The 456-nt window shown below is 59.3% G+C and carries 1 pseudogene; it reads right to left on the minus strand.

Annotated features, from left to right (window positions below):
* A pseudogene (locus tag C1I89_RS33830) lies at positions 1-456 on the minus strand (TraM recognition domain-containing protein); the annotation flags it as partial.

The raw sequence follows: 456 nt of genomic DNA on the forward strand, positions 1-456 counted from the left end.
ATAGACCTCGACCTTCGGCAATTGCCGGGTCAGCAATTCAGCGGTAACCGTCTCGCGCACGCGCAGCATGAACAGGTTGTTGAAGTTGCCGATCACCTGACCGGCCTTCGCCCGGTTGCCGATGCGGGCTTCGATGTCCGAGAGGGTCTGCGTGTACGCGGTGACTTGCAGTCCAGCGCCACCGCCCTTGTTGATGAGCGGAATGAACTCGTCACCCATCAATTCATTGAACTCGTCCGCATGCNGGTCTGCGTGTACGCGGTGACTTGCAGTCCAGCGCCACCGCCCTTGTTGATGAGCGGAATGAACTCGTCACCCATCAATTCATTGAACTCGTCCGCATGCACGTTGATCGGCACGCGCGCACCAGCCGATGCACCCGGCAGTCCATCGTCGATCCCGTGCTTGTAGATGTGGCCTGCGACCGAAACCAGGTCGGAGAACATCGAATTGCCG

The sequence above is a fragment of the Achromobacter pulmonis genome (assembly GCF_002885955.2).
In the GTDB taxonomy this organism is placed as follows: Bacteria; Pseudomonadota; Gammaproteobacteria; order Burkholderiales; family Burkholderiaceae_B; genus Achromobacter; species Achromobacter pulmonis_A.